At 70.1% G+C, this 12,989-nt stretch carries 12 protein-coding genes; 4 read left to right on the forward strand and 8 right to left on the reverse strand.

Annotation, left to right across the window (positions count from 1 at the left end):
- Positions 1-53 precede the first annotated feature (53 nt).
- The 6 genes from FIU83_RS03970 to FIU83_RS03995 all read right to left on the reverse strand — a co-directional run bounded on the left by FIU83_RS03970 (position 54) and on the right by FIU83_RS03995 (position 5,924).
- Positions 54-476, reverse strand: a complete 423-nt coding sequence (locus tag FIU83_RS03970; RefSeq protein WP_152482870.1) for a cytidine deaminase — start codon at positions 474-476, stop codon at positions 54-56.
- Positions 473-1,207, reverse strand: coding sequence for a purine-nucleoside phosphorylase (gene deoD / locus FIU83_RS03975; RefSeq protein WP_152482871.1), 735 nt, complete (start codon positions 1,205-1,207; stop codon positions 473-475). Before deoD ends, FIU83_RS03970 begins: the two co-directional genes overlap by 4 nt.
- Positions 1,207-2,433, reverse strand: a complete 1,227-nt coding sequence (locus tag FIU83_RS03980) for a phosphopentomutase (RefSeq protein WP_152482872.1) — start codon at positions 2,431-2,433, stop codon at positions 1,207-1,209. Before FIU83_RS03980 ends, deoD begins: the two co-directional genes overlap by 1 nt.
- Entirely contained in the window at positions 2,430-3,758 is a 1,329-nt protein-coding gene (deoA, locus tag FIU83_RS03985) for a thymidine phosphorylase (protein ID WP_152482873.1), read from the reverse strand. The genes FIU83_RS03980 and deoA overlap by 4 nt, the downstream gene beginning before the upstream one ends.
- Positions 3,758-4,534, reverse strand: a complete 777-nt coding sequence (gene deoC, locus FIU83_RS03990; RefSeq protein ID WP_152482874.1) for a deoxyribose-phosphate aldolase — start codon at positions 4,532-4,534, stop codon at positions 3,758-3,760. Before deoC ends, deoA begins: the two co-directional genes overlap by 1 nt.
- Before the next feature lie 118 nt (positions 4,535-4,652).
- On the reverse strand, positions 4,653-5,924 hold the full coding sequence (locus FIU83_RS03995; protein WP_152482875.1) for a NupC/NupG family nucleoside CNT transporter: 1,272 nt from the start codon (positions 5,922-5,924) through the stop codon (positions 4,653-4,655).
- Between the two features lie 176 nt (positions 5,925-6,100).
- On the opposite strand from FIU83_RS03995, the gene FIU83_RS04000 reads away from it, so the two are divergent.
- Both FIU83_RS04000 and FIU83_RS04005 read left to right on the forward strand, forming a co-directional pair.
- Complete coding sequence (locus FIU83_RS04000) at positions 6,101-6,907, forward strand: DeoR/GlpR family DNA-binding transcription regulator (RefSeq protein WP_152482876.1); 807 nt, start codon at positions 6,101-6,103, stop codon at positions 6,905-6,907.
- 54 nt (positions 6,908-6,961) lie between these two features.
- Positions 6,962-7,645: a CBS domain-containing protein gene (locus FIU83_RS04005; RefSeq protein ID WP_152482877.1), complete on the forward strand. Its 684-nt coding sequence runs from the start codon at positions 6,962-6,964 to the stop codon at positions 7,643-7,645.
- Between the two features lie 119 nt (positions 7,646-7,764).
- On the opposite strand, the gene FIU83_RS04010 is transcribed toward FIU83_RS04005, so the two are convergent.
- Positions 7,765-8,901: an aminotransferase class V-fold PLP-dependent enzyme gene (locus FIU83_RS04010; RefSeq protein WP_152482878.1), complete on the reverse strand. Its 1,137-nt coding sequence runs from the start codon at positions 8,899-8,901 to the stop codon at positions 7,765-7,767.
- Positions 8,902-8,998: 97 nt separating this feature from the next.
- Complete coding sequence (locus FIU83_RS04015) at positions 8,999-9,820, reverse strand: IclR family transcriptional regulator (protein WP_152482879.1); 822 nt, start codon at positions 9,818-9,820, stop codon at positions 8,999-9,001.
- A 230-nt stretch (positions 9,821-10,050) separates the two neighbouring features.
- Between FIU83_RS04015 and xsc the strand changes: the two genes are divergently transcribed.
- Positions 10,051-11,871 carry a sulfoacetaldehyde acetyltransferase gene (gene xsc, locus FIU83_RS04020; RefSeq protein ID WP_253939531.1) on the forward strand — a complete coding sequence of 607 codons (1,821 nt, stop codon included), beginning with the start codon at positions 10,051-10,053 and terminating at the stop codon, positions 11,869-11,871.
- A gap of 92 nt (positions 11,872-11,963) precedes the next feature.
- Complete coding sequence (pta, locus tag FIU83_RS04025; protein WP_152482880.1) at positions 11,964-12,980, forward strand: phosphate acetyltransferase; 1,017 nt, start codon at positions 11,964-11,966, stop codon at positions 12,978-12,980.
- Positions 12,981-12,989 lie beyond the last annotated feature (9 nt).

Consider the following 12,989-nt stretch of genomic DNA (forward strand, 5'->3'; position numbering starts at 1 on the left):
CGCCTCGGCCGAGCGGGCGGTGGCTCGCTCGGCCGAGGGGCCGGGGGGCCGGCTCAGCGGCTCAGGTGCTCGGGGGCAAGGTTCTCGGGGCCGAAGGAGTCCGGCAGCAGCGCTTCCATGTCGTAGTCGCGCAGCAGGCGACCCTCGGCGTCGACCACGCGGATGCGGGTCGCGGGGGTGGCGAACTCGCGGATGCGCTGGCGGCAGTCGCCGCAGGGCGTGCAGAGGTGCGCCCCCGGGCCGATCACGTAGACCTCGCGCAGCTCGCGCTCGCCGGCGCTGACCAGGGCGGCGATGGCCGAGGCCTCGGCGCAGAGCCCCTTGTAGTGGGCGACCTCGACGTTGGCGCCGGCGTAGCGGGCGCCGCTCTCGCCGATCACCAGCGCGCCCACCGGATGATGCGAGTAGGGGGCGTAGGCGCGCTCGCGCACCGCGATCAGCGCCGTGACGATCTCCGCTTCGATCTCGCCGTTCATGCCTCGTCCTCCTGGGTGGCGTCGTCGCGCAGCACGCTGTCCAGCGCGATCTGCATCATCTCGTCGAAGGTGCTCTGGCGCTCGGCGCTGGAGAGCGAGTCGCCCTTGAGGATGTGGTCGGAGACCGTGCAGACGGTGGCGGCCCGGGCGCCGAACTCGGCGGCCACCCCGTACAGGCCGGCGGCTTCCATCTCCACGCCGACGATGCCGTAGCGCCTGAGCAACTCGGCGGTCTCCGGGCGCGGGTCGTAGAAGAGATCCGCCGAGAAGAGGTTGCCCACCTTCACCGGCACGCCGAGCGCCGCGGCCGCGTCCACCGCATGGCGGGTCAGCGCGAAGTCGGCGGTGGCGGCGAAGTCCATGCCGGCGAAGCGCGTGCGGTTGACGCCGGAGTCGGTGCAGGCGCCCAGCCCGATCACCACGTCGCGCACCGCCACGTCGTCGCGCACCGCGCCGCAGGAGCCGACGCGGATCAGGCGCTTCACGCCGTACTCGGTGATCAGCTCCTTGGCGTAGATCGATACCGACGGGATGCCCATGCCGTGGCCCATCACCGAGATCGGCCGGCCCCGGTAGGTGCCGGTGTAGCCGGACATGCTGCGCACCGTGTTCACCTCACGGGCGTCCTCGAGGAAGGTCTCGGCAATGTAGCGGGCGCGCAGCGGGTCGCCGGGCATCAGCACGGTATCGGCGAAGTCGCCGGGTTCGGCGTTGATATGGGGGGTCGCCATCACAAGGCTCCTGTGTCGGCAGGGGGGAGGAAGCGCTCACCGTCGTCCATGGGGGGAAGGCCCAGGTGCGCCGACAGGCTCTGGCCGATGTCGGCGAAGCTCGCCCGCACACCCAGCGAGCCGGGGGCGAGCCCGGCGCCGAGCGCGAGCACCGGGACGTGCTCGCGGGTGTGGTCGGTGCCGGCCCAGGTGGGATCGCAGCCGTGGTCGGCGGTGAGGATCAGCAGGTCGTCGTCGCCAAGCCTGTCCAGCACCTCGGGCAGCCGGGCATCGAAGGCCTCCAGGGCGGCGGCATAGCCCGCCACGTCGCGGCGGTGGCCGTAGACCATGTCGAAGTCGACGAAGTTGGTCATGATCAGCGAGCGCTCGCCGGCCTCTTCCATGGCGGCGAGGGTCTCGTCCATCAGGGCGTCGTGGCCGCTTGCCTTGACCGTCCGGGTGATCCCGCAGTGGGCGTAGATGTCGGCGATCTTGCCGATGGCGACCACCGTGCCGCCGTCGTCATCGAGCTTCTGCAGCACCGTGGGGGCGGGCGGCTCGACGCTGTAGTCGCGGCGGTTGGCGGTGCGGACGAAGCTCGCGGCGTCGTCGCCCGTGAACGGCCGCGCGATCACCCGGCCGATGTTGTAGGGCTCGAGCAGCCGCCTTGCGATCTCGCAGACCTCATAGAGGCGCGCCAGGCCGAAGGCCTCCTCGTGGGCGGCGATCTGGAACACCGAGTCCGCCGAGGTGTAGACGATGGGCTTGCCGCTCTCGACATGGGCCTCGCCGAGCCGGGCGATGACCTCGGTACCCGAGGCGTGGCAGTCGCCGAGCACGCCGGGCAGCCCCGCCTCGGCGATCAGCGCCTCGAGCAGTACGGCGGGGAAGCTCTGCTCTCGGTCGGGGAAGTAGCCCCAGTCGAAGCGCACCGGCACGCCGGCGAGCTCCCAGTGGCCGGAAGGGGTGTCCTTGCCCGAGGAGAGCTCCCGGGCGTGGCCGTAGGCGCCGACCACCTCGTCCGGCACCGCGACGCCCTCGGCCCAGTGGCCGGTGCTCTCGCGGTGGGCGTGGAAGAGCCCTAGCCGGGCGAGGTTCGGCAGCGCGAGCGGGCCGCGCGAGGGCGAGTCGGCGCACGCCCGGGCGATATGGCCCAGGGTGTCGGCGCCGGCGTCGCCGAAGCGAGCGGCATCCGGCGTGGCGCCGATGCCGAAGGAGTCGAGGACCAGCACGATGGCGCGGCTCATGGCACCTCCCGACGGATCACGTCGTGGGTCAGTGGGGGCGGGGTGACTCGCGCGTCGCCAACTCGCATGGCGTCGCGCAGTTGTCGCCCGGCGGCTTCAGCATCGTCCACGCTGGCGGCGTGGACCAGCGCCAGGGGACGGTCGGCGTCGACGGCCTCGCCCAGCGAGGCGATGCGCGACAGCCCGACGGCGGGGTCGATGGCCGCCCCCGGGGTGCGGCGCCCTCCGCCGAGTGCCACCACGGCCAGCCCCAGCGCCCGGGTATCGATGGCCTGGACGCGGCCGGGGCGCTCGGCGTGGATGGCGCGCACCACCGGGGCCTGTGGCAGGTGGGCGGCGGGGCGCTCCAGCAGGTCGCTCGGGCCGCCGAGGCCCGCCACCATGCGCGCGAAGCGCTCGGCGGCCGCCCCGGAGGCCAGCGTCGCGTCCAGGCGGGCGACGGCGGCCTCCCGAGAGTCGGCGAGGCGGCCGGCCACCAGCAGCTCGGCGGCGAGCCGCCGGGTGACCTCGAGCAGCCGCCCGTGGCGCTTCTCGCCGCTCAGCAGGCGGATCGCCTCGTGCACCTCGAGGGCATTGCCGGCTCGCGGGGCCAGGGGCTGGCTCATGTCGGTGACCAGCGCCGTGGTGCGGGTGCCGGCGCGGCTCGCCACCTCGGCGATGGTCGTGGCGAGTTCTCGGGCGGCCTCGGCGGTGGGCATGAAGGCGCCGCTGCCCACCTTGACGTCCATCACCAGGCCCTCGAGGCCGCAGGCGAGCTTCTTGCCGAGGATCGAACTCACGATCAGCGGCAGCGACTCCACCGTGGCGGTGACGTCGCGCACCGCGTAGAGGCGGCGGTCGGCCGGGGCGAGGTCGGCGGTCTGGCCGATGATCGCCACGCCGACTTCCTTGACCAGTCGGCGAAAGGTGGCGGTATCGGGGCTCACCGAGTAGCCGGGGATCGCCTCGAGTTTGTCCAGGGTGCCGCCGGTGTGGCCGAGGCCACGCCCCGAGACCATCGGCACGTGGCCGCCGCAGGCGGCGACCCAGGGCCCGAGCACCAGCGAGGCGAGATCGCCCACGCCGCCGGTGGAGTGCTTGTCGAGCACCGGCCCCGGGAGGTCGAGCCCCGACCAGTCGAGCACCTCGCCGGAGTCGCGGATCGCCTCGGTCAGCGCCACCGTCTCGTCGGCGTTCATGCCCTTCAGGAAGATCGCCATGGCGAGCGCGCCCACCTGGGCCTCGGAGAGCCGGCCGTCGGTGATGCCTGCGACCAGTTCCCCGATCGCCGCGCGGTCGAGCACCCGGCCGTCGCGCTTGGCCCGGATCAGCTCCTGGGGGAGCATCAGTAGCCGTCCTCGGGGGCGGCATTGCCCTCGAAGGCGCCCAGGGTGAGCAGCAGGTCGTCGAGCAGGCCCGAGGCGCCGAAGCGGAAGTGGGCCGGGGTGATCCAGGCCGGGCCCATCAGCCGCGCGGCGAGCTCGAGGTAGGCCTGGGCCTCCTCGGCGGTGCGCACGCCGCCGGCGGCCTTGAAGCCGACGTCGCGGCCGCTGTCGCGGATCGCGGTGAGCATCACCTCGGCGGCCTCGAGGGTGGCGTTGATCGCCACCTTGCCGGTGGAGGTCTTGAGGAAGTCGGCGCCGCCCTCGAGGGCCAGCTCGCTGGCGCGGCGGATCATCGCCGGGTCCTTGAGCTCGCCGGTCTCGAGGATCACCTTGAGTACGGCGTCACCGGCGGCCTGCTTGCAGAAGGCGACCAGCTCGCGGCCGGTCTCCTCGTCGCCGGCCAGCAGGGCGCGCCAGGGGAAGACCACATCGACCTCGTCGGCGCCGGAGGCCGCGGCCTCGCGGGTCGCCCGGGCGGCGGCCATGATGTCGTCGCCGCCGGCGGGGAAGTTGCTGACCGTGGCGACCTTGACGGTGCCCGCCAGGCCGTGGGCCTTCAGCGCGCGACAGGCGGTGACCACGAAGTCCGGATAGACGCACACCGCGGCCGGGCTGCCGGCGGGTGTCTTGGCACGCTGGCAGAGGGCCTCGATGGTGGCGTCGGTGTCGTCGTCGTTGAGGCTGGTGAGGTCCATCAGCGCCAGGGCCTGGCGGGCGGCCTGTTGCAGTTCGGTCATGGGAGCTCCGGTACGGCGAGAGAGTTCGCGTGGGGGGTGACGGGTCGAATGGGTGTCGGGCGCCGGGGCGGCCGGCGGGCCGTCGCCGCCCGTGACGGTGCGGGCGGCGACGGCGCGGTCAGGCGGCGGCCAGGGCCAGGAAGAAGCCGGCCAGGGAGGCCGACATCAGGTTCGAGAGGGTGCCGGCCAGCACCGCCTTGAGGCCGAAGCGGGCGATCTCGTGGCGGCGACTCGGGGCGATGCTGCCCAGTCCCCCGAGCAGGATGGCGATCGAGGAGAGGTTGGCGAAGCCGCACAGCGCGAAGGAGAGCACCGCCATGGTATGGGGCGTCATCACCTGCCCGGTGGCGGCCACCACCTGGTCGCCGTCGAGGTAGGGCGCCAGGTTGATGTAGGCCACGAACTCGTTGACCACCAGCTTCTGGCCGATGAAGGAGCCGGCCAGCGTCGCCTCTTCCCAGGGCACGCCGAGCAGGAAGGCGAGCGGCGAGAAGAGCCAGCCGAGGATCAGCTCCAGGCTCAGCGACTCCATGCCGAACCAGCCGCCGATGCCGCCGAGCATGCCGTTGAGCAGGGCGATCAGGCCGATGAAGGCGAGCAGCATGGCGCCGACGTTGGCCGCCAGCATCAGGCCGGAGCTGGCGCCGGCCGCGGCGGCGTCGAGCACGTTGCTGGGATGGTCCTCTTCCTCGTCGAGGCGCTCCTCGGCGGCGGAGACGCTGTCCTCGGGCGTCTCGGTCTCCGGCATCAGCAGCTTGGCGAACAGCAGGCCGCCCGGGGCGGCCATGAAGGAGGCGGCGACCAGGTACTCCATGGGAATGCCCAGCGCGGCGTAGCCGGCCAGCACCGAGCCCGCCACCGAGGCGAGCCCGCCGCACATCACCGCGAACAGCTGCGACCGGGTCATCCTGGCGATGAAGGGGCGGACCACCAGCGGCGCCTCGGTCTGGCCGACGAAGATGTTGGCGGTGGCAGAGAGCGACTCCGTGCGCGAGGTGCCCAGCGCCTTCTGCAGGGCGCCGCCGAGGATCCGGATGATCCACTGCATGATGCCCAGGTAGTAGAGCACGGCGGTCAGCGAGGAGAAGAAGATGATCACCGGCAGCACCTTGAAGGCGAAGACGAAGCCCGAGGCCTCGACGTCGGCCAGCCCGCCGAACACGAAGTCGATGCCGTCGTTGGCGTAGAGCACCACCTGGCTGACGGCGTCGGAGACGGTGGCGAGCACCGCCTGGCCCACCGGTACGTAGAGCACGAAGGCCCCGATGCCGGCCTGGATGGCGAAGGCACCCAGCACGGTGCGCAGGCGAATCGCGCGGCGGTCGGAGGAGAACAGCAGGGCGATGGCGACCAGGGTCACCATGCCGACCACGCTCATGAAGAGGGTCATGGGGCACCTATCCGATGGGGCGGCCTGGAGGGCAGGCATCCGGGTGAATGTGACGCGTGAGTGTGCGGTGAAATTTATCACATTCAGTGTTATTTTTTTAACATTTTCAGCTCACGCGAGCCGTTTTCCAGGGGCGGGAACGGCGCCGGACACCGGCCACGAGGAGAGCCTCGCAGATGAACGAACGCAGCGCCCGGCGCCTCGCCCGGCTGAGCGAGGCCCTCGCCCAGGGTGGCAGCCTGCGGCTTTCCGAAGCCGCGGCGCTGTGCGGCGTCTCGCCGATGACCATCCGCCGCGACCTGGCCGCCTCCGAGGGCGGGCTGCAGCTGATGGGGGGACATCTGGTGCGCAGCGACGATCCGCGCTATGCGCCGGTCTACGACCTGGCCGCCCAGCGGGATCGCCACGCCGCGGCCAAGCGCCGCCTCTGCCGGCGGGCGCTCGAGCGCATCGCCCCGGGCGATACCCTGTTCATCGACTGCGGCACGACCCTGATGCCGCTCGCCGCCAGCCTGCCCCGGGACCAGTCGCTGACCGTGGTGACCTATGCCCTCAACGTGGCCGAGGTCGTGAGCGGGCTTGCAGGCGTGCGCCTGATCCTGCTGGGGGGGCTCTATCACGGCTCGTCGCGCTCCTTCGCCGGCGAGGAGATGGACACCGCCATCCGCCGGCTCGGCATCAACCAGGCCTTCCTCTCCGCCGCCGGCGTGCACGAGCGCCAGGGCCTGACCTGCTTCCATTTCCACGAGGTGGCGCCCAAGCGGGCGGCCATCGCCACCGCGGCGAGACGCCTGCTGGTGGTGGACGAGAGCAAGCTCGGGGTCATCCGTCCGATGCGCTTCGCCGCCCTCGACGACATCGATGAGATCATCACCGACGCCCCGAGCGGCCCCACCCGAGGGCGTTCGCCCGGCGCTGAGGGCGGTCGCAGAGGTCGCGGAAAGCTGTCCGGCGTCAAGGCAGCGGAGGTAAAGGATTGCTAACTTGAAAGGTGAGTCAGCGTAAACCATCACCGCCTTTCGTCTGGAGAGCGCCCTATGCAAGCCGCAGATGTCATGACGACCAACGTGATCACTGTCACGCCCGAGTGCGAGGTCGGCGAGATCGCCAGCCTGCTGCTGGAACACGGCATCAGCGCCGTGCCGGTGGTCGATGCCGACGATCGGGTGCTCGGCATCGTCAGTGAAGGGGACCTGATGGCTCGGGTCGAGCCGGAGGAGAATGCGCATCGCTCCTGGTGGCTCAGGATCTTCAGCGGCGGCGGCGACGCCGTGGACTACGTGAAGACCCACGGGCGCAAGGCGGGCCAGATCATGACGCCCGACCCGCTCACCGTGGGTGAGGACGAGTCGCTGCACCACATCGCCTCGCTGCTCGAGAAGCGCCGCATCAAGCGGGTGCCGGTGGTCCGCGACGGCAAGCTGGTGGGCATCGTCAGTCGCTCCAACCTGCTGCGCGGCTTCTCCGTGGCTCGCCAGCCGTCCGCTGGTGACGACGACCGCGCCATCCGCGACGCCATCCTCAAGGAGGTCGACGAGAACACCGGGGTGCTGGTGGACCGCCTCAACGTCATCGTCGCCGACGGCAAGGTGCAGCTGTGGGGGCTCGTCGAGAGCAAGGAGCAGCGCTGGGCCGTGCAGGTCGCCGCGGAGAACATCGACGGGGTCAAGGAGATCGAGAACAACCTCGGCTTCGTGCCGCGGGGCGTGGGGGCGGTCTGACCCCGCGCGAACCACGCGCCCGCGCCTGAGGTGCTGGCGCGATAGACAATGCGATATCAACGACAGCGGGGCGGCCATCTGGCCGCCCCGCTGTCGTGTCGGTGTCGCTCCGTCGCGCGCTACGCCTCGGCGGCCCGCACCTTGCCGAGCGCCGCTTCCAGGCTCTCCAGGGTGCGCTCCGGGTGGTGGAGCTTGTCGAGGCCGAACAGGCCAATGCGGAAGGTGCGGAAGCTATCGCCCTCGTCGCACATCAGCGGCACGCCGGCGGCGACCTGGACGCCAGCCGCGAGGAACTTGGCGACGATCGCCTCGTCGTCGGTGTAGCTGACCACCACGCCCGGCGCCTCGAAGCCCGGCGCGGCGACGCTCTGGTAGCCGTGCCTGGCGAGCATGTCGCGCACCAGCCGGCCGACCTCGCGCTGCTCTTCGCGGACCCGGTCGAAGCCGTACTGACGGGTCTCGTTCATCACGTCGCGCAGCTGGCGCAGGCCGTCGGTGGGCAGGGTGGCGTGGTAGGCATGCCCGCCGCCCTCGTAGGTCTCCATGATCGAGAGCCACTTCTTCAGGTCGCAGGCGAAGCTGGTGCTGGTGGTCTCCTCGATGATCTCGCGGGCCTGGCGGGAGAGCATCACCATGCCGCAGCAGGGACTGCCGCTCCAGCCCTTCTGGGGGGCGCTGACCAGCACGTCGACGCCGACGTCCTGCATGTCGACCCAGAGGGTGCCGGAGGCGATGCAGTCGAGCACCAGCAGGCCGCCCTCGTCATGGATGGCGTCGGCGATCTTCTGCAAGTAGTCGTCGGGCAGCAGCATGCCCGAGGAGGTCTCGACGTGGGGCACGAAGACGATGTCCGGCTGCTGGTCGCGAATCGCCTCGACCACGTCCTCGATGGGCGGCGGCGCGAAGGGCGAGGTCGCCTCGTTGTCGTCCACCCGGCGGGCCTTGAGCACGTTGACGTCGGAGGGGATCTTGCCCATCGACAGGATCTGGCTCCAGCGGTAGCTGAACCAGCCGTTGCGGATCACCAGGCACCGGCGGTCCTTGGCGAACTGGCGCGCCACGGCCTCCATGGCGAAGGTGCCGCTGCCGGGCACGATCACCGTCGAGTGCGCGTGGTAGACCTCCTTCAGCGTGGCGGACACGTCGCACATCACGCCCTGGAAACTCTTCGACATGTGGTTCAGCGCGCGATCGGTATAGACCACCGAGTACTCCAGCAGTCCATCGGGGTCGACGTCGGGTAGCAGTCCGGCCATTACGGTCTCCCTGTTGTGGTGCGGGCCTTTGCGTATGCCTCAGAGCATATTCGCAATCACGTCGTCAGGCCAGCCGGCCTCCGTGCCCCGAAGCGGCTCAGCGCCCGCCGGCGGCGGCGGGCTGGGCGGCGTCCGACAGCGCCTCGCGATTGATGGCGGCGATCTGCTCGGCGGCACGCTGCAGCGCCGGCAGGCACTCCATCGCCTTCTCCCGGGTCATGCGCATGATCGGCGACTGGATGGCCAGGCCGGTGTTGGAGAGCCCGTCGGGATTGGGGGCCAGCACCGCGATGCACAAGAGCCCCGGCAGGAACTCCTCGTCGTCGAAGGCGTAGCCCTGGCGCCCCACGGTCTCGATCTCGGCCTCGAGGGCCTCGGGATCCACCAGGGTGTTGCGGGTGAAGCCCTCCAGCGTCAGGTCGTTGAGCAGCCGCCGACGCTGGGCGGGCGCCATCTGGGCCAGGAAGAGCTTGCCGCTGGCCGAGCAGTGCACCGGCACCCGGGACCCGGGATGCAGGTAGAAGCGCAGCGGCGCCGAGGTCTCCACGCGATCGAGATAGAGCACCTCGCCGCCGGAGAGCGCCGTGATGTTGCAGCTCTCGCCGACCTCGTCGACCAGCTTGCGCAGGACCGCATGGCGGGCTCCGTGCACGGTGTCGTTGAGCAGCAGGGACTCGGCCAGGCGGCGCAGGCGGCTACCCTTGCTGTAGTGGCGGCCGTCGGCCTCGCGTTGCAGCATGCCCGAGGTCTCGAGCTGCTGGAGCATGCGGTGCAGGGTGGGCTTGGGCAGGCCGGTCTCGTCGACCATGCCCTGCAGCGTGAAGAACTGGTCCTTCCCTGCGATCACCTCGAGCAGGGCCAGGAGGCGTTGGGCCGGCGTATCGCCCTCGAGGCGAGGCATCTCGGATTTGGTCGTCATATGGGCTCTCCCTTTGGTCCCAAGGTAATTTGTTCCTGAAAAGAAATCAATTTGTACCGTTTTATGGAATTTTGTTGACGGGCTGCCGGAGGAGCGCTACTTTTTGATCAGGTTCCAGATATCGGAACCTTTGGTATCAAAAAAGTGGTATCAAAAGAGCAAAGGCACCACACAATAACGCGATGGCGCCCACGCCAGATCCGACACCCAGCGCTCCCATGGAGGTTCCCATGAGCACCGACAACACCGCAGACACCCGCCAGGTCGTGAAAGGCAAGCAGAAGATGACCCCCTCGGAAGCCTTCGTGGAGACCCTGGTCGCCAACGGGGTGACCGACATGTTCGGCATCATGGGCTCGGCCTTCATGGACGCCATGGACATCTTCGCCCCGGCCGGCATCCGCCTGGTCCCGGTGGTCCACGAGCAGGGCGCCGCGCACATGGCCGACGGCTATGCTCGCGTCTCCGGCCGCCACGGCGCCGTGATCGGCCAGAACGGCCCCGGCATCTCCAACTGCGTGACCGGCATCGCCGCGGCCTACTGGGCGCACAGCCCGGTGGTCATCGTGACCCCCGAGACCGGCACCACCGGCATCGGCCTGGGCGGCTTCCAGGAGTGCCACCAGCTGCCGATGTTCCAGGAGTTCACCAAGTACCAGGGCCACGTGACCCACCCGGCGCGCATGGCCGAGTACACCGGTCGCTGCTTCGACCGCGCCATGTCCGAGATGGGCCCGACCCAGCTCAACATCCCGCGCGACTACTTCTACGGCGAGATCGAGTGCGAGATTCCCGAGCCGGCGCGCCTCGACCGCGGCCCGGGCGGTACCAAGACCCTCAACGAGGCTGCCGAGCTGCTGGCCAACGCCAAGTTCCCGGTGATCGTCTCCGGCGGCGGCGTGGTGATGGCCGATGGCGTCGAGGCCTGTAAGGCACTGGCCGAGCGTCTGGGCGCGCCGGTGGTCAACAGCTACCAGCACAACGACTCCTTCCCGGCCAGCCACCCGCTGTGGTGCGGTCCGCTGGGCTATCAGGGCTCCAAGGCCGGCATGAAGCTGATCAGTCAGGCCGACGTGGTGGTGGCACTGGGCACCCGCCTGGGGCCGTTCGGCACCCTGCCGCAGCACGGCATGGACTACTGGCCGAAGGACGCCAAGATCATCCAGATCGACGCCGACCACAAGATGCTGGGCCTGGTGAAGAAGATCGCCGTGGGCATCTGCGGCGATGCCAAGGAAGCCGCCGAGGCGATCACCGAGCGCCTGTCCAGCCGCGACCTGGCCTGCGACGCCACCAAGAGCGAGCGTGCCGAGCAGATCGCCAGCGAGAAGGCCGCCTGGGAGCGCGAGCTCGACGAGTGGACCCACGAGAAGGACCCGTTCAGCCTCGACGCCATCGACGAGGCCAAGGGCGAGACGCCGTTCTCCGGCGGCGAGTACCTGCACCCGCGCCAGGTGCTGCGCGAGCTCGAGAAGGCCATGCCGGACGACGTGATGGTCTCCACCGACATCGGCAACATCAACGCCGTGGCGCACAGCTACCTGCGCTTCGAGAAGCCGCGCAGCTTCTTCGCCCCGATGAGCTTCGGCAACTGCGGCTACGCGCTGCCGACCATCATGGGCGCCAAGGTGGCCGCACCGGAGCGTCCGGCGATCGCCTACGCCGGTGACGGCGCCTGGGGCATGAGCCTGATGGAGATCATGACCGCGGTGCGTCACGAGATCCCGGTGACCGCGGTGGTGTTCCACAACCGTCAGTGGGGCGCCGAGAAGAAGAACCAGGTCGAGTTCTACAACCGTCGCTTCGTGGCCGGTGAGCTGGACAACCAGAGCTTCGCCGAGATCGGCCGGGCGATGGGTGCCGAGGGCATCACCGTGGACCGCCTGGAGGACGTGGGTCCGGCGCTGAAGAAGGCGGTGGACATGCAGATGAACGAGGGCAAGACCTGCGTCATCGAGGTCATGTGCACCCGGGAGCTGGGCGACCCCTTCCGCCGCGACGCGCTGAAGAAGCCGGTGCGCCTGCTCGAGAAGTACCAGGACTACGTCTGATCGATAGGTGCTGCAAGGGTTCCCCCGGCGTTGCCGGGGGCTTTTTTGTCTGAGGACTGCCGCACCATGCGGCAGGCACGAGAGGCCATCGCATGAAAGCCTTGAATCAGATTCTCGAGCGCGCACGCCGCGATCCCCGGCGCATCGTGCTCTGTGAGGGTGAGGACGAGCGCATCCTGCACGCGGCCGCCAAGGCGGCGGAGCAGGGCATCGCCAAGGTCCTCCTGGTGGGCAGCCGGGCAAGCATTGCCGCGGCCGCCGAGCGCCACGGGGTCGACCTGGCCGCGGTCGAGGTGATCGACCCGGCCGACTCGCCGCTGACCGACGAGCTGGAGCGGGCGCTGCTGGCCCTGCGCGAGAAGAAGGGCATGACCCCGGAGCAGGCCGCGACGGCGATCCGTGAGCCGCTCTGCTTCGCCAACATGTTGGTCCGCGAGGGGCACGCCGACGGCACCGTGGCCGGCGCGGTGAACACCACCGCCGACGTGGTGAGAAGCGCCATTCAGCTGCTGGGGCTGGCCCCGGGCAGCAAGCTGGTCTCGAGCTTCTTTCTGATGATGCTCTGCAAGCCGTTCCATAGCCTCAAGGGCGGCATGATCTTCTCCGACTGCGGCCTGGTCATCGAACCCGACGCGGGCGAGCTCGCCCAGATCGCCATGGCCGCCGCCGACAGCGCCCAGGCGCTGCTCGACGAAGACCCCCGGGTGGCCATGCTGTCGTTCTCGACCAGCGGCAGCGCCCGGCACGGCAACGTCGACAAGGTCGTGCAGGCCGCCCGCGAGGTGAAGGCCGCCCGGCCGGCGCTCGCCATCGACGAGGACGTGCAGCTCGATGCCGCCATCGTGGCCGAGATCGCCGAGCGCAAGCTGCCCGACTCCAGGGTCAAGGGCAACGCCAACGTGCTGATCTTCCCGGACCTCGAGGCCGGTAACATCGGCTACAAGCTGGCCGAAAGGATCGGCGGTGCCGAGGCCATCGGCCCGCTGCTGCAGGGCCTGGCCAAGCCGGCCAACGACCTCTCCCGGGGCTGCAGCGTCGACGACGTCTTTCATGTGATCGCGGTGACCACGGTGCAGGCCCAGAGCCTGTCCGCCGCCGCCGAGTCGTGAGGGACATCG

It is taken from the genome of Halomonas sp. THAF5a, assembly GCF_009363755.1.
Classification (GTDB): domain Bacteria; phylum Pseudomonadota; class Gammaproteobacteria; order Pseudomonadales; family Halomonadaceae; genus Halomonas.

What these genes read in the sequence shown, in the direction of transcription:
- FIU83_RS03970 (WP_152482870.1), bottom strand. Translation starts at nt 476, where the DNA reads ATGAACGGCGAGATCGAAGCGGAGATCGTCACGGCGCTGATCGCGGTG.
- deoC (WP_152482874.1), bottom strand. Translation starts at nt 4,534, where the DNA reads ATGACCGAACTGCAACAGGCCGCCCGCCAGGCCCTGGCGCTGATGGAC.
- pta (WP_152482880.1), top strand. Translation starts at nt 11,964, where the DNA reads ATGAAAGCCTTGAATCAGATTCTCGAGCGCGCACGCCGCGATCCCCGG.
- FIU83_RS04015 (WP_152482879.1), bottom strand. Translation starts at nt 9,820, where the DNA reads ATGACGACCAAATCCGAGATGCCTCGCCTCGAGGGCGATACGCCGGCC.
- FIU83_RS03980 (WP_152482872.1), bottom strand. Translation starts at nt 2,433, where the DNA reads ATGAGCCGCGCCATCGTGCTGGTCCTCGACTCCTTCGGCATCGGCGCC.
- FIU83_RS04000 (WP_152482876.1), top strand. Translation starts at nt 6,101, where the DNA reads ATGAACGAACGCAGCGCCCGGCGCCTCGCCCGGCTGAGCGAGGCCCTC.
- deoD (WP_152482871.1), bottom strand. Translation starts at nt 1,207, where the DNA reads ATGGCGACCCCCCATATCAACGCCGAACCCGGCGACTTCGCCGATACC.
- deoA (WP_152482873.1), bottom strand. Translation starts at nt 3,758, where the DNA reads ATGCTCCCCCAGGAGCTGATCCGGGCCAAGCGCGACGGCCGGGTGCTC.
- FIU83_RS04010 (WP_152482878.1), bottom strand. Translation starts at nt 8,901, where the DNA reads ATGGCCGGACTGCTACCCGACGTCGACCCCGATGGACTGCTGGAGTAC.
- xsc (WP_253939531.1), top strand. Translation starts at nt 10,051, where the DNA reads ATGAGCACCGACAACACCGCAGACACCCGCCAGGTCGTGAAAGGCAAG.
- FIU83_RS04005 (WP_152482877.1), top strand. Translation starts at nt 6,962, where the DNA reads ATGCAAGCCGCAGATGTCATGACGACCAACGTGATCACTGTCACGCCC.
- FIU83_RS03995 (WP_152482875.1), bottom strand. Translation starts at nt 5,924, where the DNA reads ATGACCCTCTTCATGAGCGTGGTCGGCATGGTGACCCTGGTCGCCATC.